The organism is Oleiphilus sp. HI0043 (genome assembly GCF_001634935.1).
In genome coordinates, this window is sequence record NZ_LWEY01001152.1 from 1 (window position 1) to 1,514 (window position 1,514).

1 protein-coding gene is annotated in these 1,514 nt (G+C 43.0%); it reads left to right on the top strand.

Annotated elements, in window-relative coordinates:
• Nucleotides 1-1,514: RND family transporter (locus A3729_RS13240; RefSeq protein ID WP_156497940.1), on the top strand; the 1,514-nt coding region annotated here is incomplete at both ends.

Consider the following 1,514-nt stretch of genomic DNA (forward strand, 5'->3'; position numbering starts at 1 on the left):
CACTCCAAAACACCTATTCAAAATCAGACAATATATTTGTTGTTCTAGCGCCGAAAGATGGCGAGGTATTTACCGTTCCAACCTTGAATGCAGTTAAAGATCTAACTGATAGAGCTTGGCAATTGCCTTATTCAACACGCGTCGATTCAATCACAAACTTCCAATATACAAAAGCCGAAGAAGATGACTTGCTCGTTAACGACCTGGTTGAATTTCCAGATGAAGCCGATTTGGACGAGATTAAACGGATTGCGCTTAGCGAGCCGCTGCTAGAAAGTCGCCTTATTTCCAAGCAAGCGCATGTTACTGCGGTCAATACCACAGTTCAACTTCCTCAATTGACCGAACAGGAGATTCCCGAACTAGTAGCGCAAGCACGTGTGATGATTGCCCAGTTTGAAGAAGACTACCCCCACCTGGATGTTTATATCACAGGTAGCGTGATGCTAGGCAATGCCTTTTCTGAATCAGCCCAGGACGACCTTGCAAACCTGTTTCCGGTCATGTTTGTGATAATAATCTTCACCTTATTATTGCTTTTACGTTCGTTCACCGGTACCGCCGTAACCTTGGTTGTCATAATAATGTCTATCGTCAGCGCAATGGGAATGTTCGGTTGGCTAGGATGGACGCTTACCGGTCCAAGCACCTCAGCGCCCACGGTAATCATGACAATGGCCGTTGCCGATTGCGTTCATATTCTAGTGACCTTTCTATTTAACATGCGGCACGGAATGCTTAAAGCCGAAGCAATGCAAGAAGCCATACGTATCAATTTCCAGCCGGTTTTCATCACCAGCATCACAACAGTTGTTGGCTTTATGACACTTAACTTTAGTGAAGTTCCACCCTTCAGAGATTTAGGTAATACTGTAGCTATGGGCGTCGTTGCAGCATTCTTTCTATCAGTATTTTTACTTCCAGCACTGGTTATGGTGCTACCGGTAAAAGAGAAGAAGCAAGCAGATAAAGCACACAAAGGCCTTGATGCAATCGCTAATTTCGTCATTAACAAACGCAGACAAATTTTGATCGGTACCGGCTTGGTAACAATCGCCATTTTCTCTGCTATACCATTAAATATGATAAATGACGACTTTGTCGGTTACTTCAAGCAAAGTGTAGAATTTAGAAAAGACACCGACTTTACCGCTGAAAACCTTTCTGGCATTTATACAATTGAATACTCACTAGTTGCCGGAGAATCCGGTGAGATAAGCAACCCGAAATTCTTACAACAGGTCGAGGCATTCAGCCAATGGCTTGAAGCTCGAGAAGAAGTTGTTCATGTCGATACGATTACCGAGATATTCAAGCGCCTGAATAAAAATATGCATGCCGATGATGAGTCATACTTCCGGCTACCGGAGTCACAAGATTTAGCGGCACAATATTTACTGTTATATGAAATGTCGCTCCCCTATGGGCTGGATCTCAACAACCAGTTAAACGTAGATAAATCATCTATCAAACTAACTGTTGTACTAAACAATATACCAAGCTACAAAACCTTA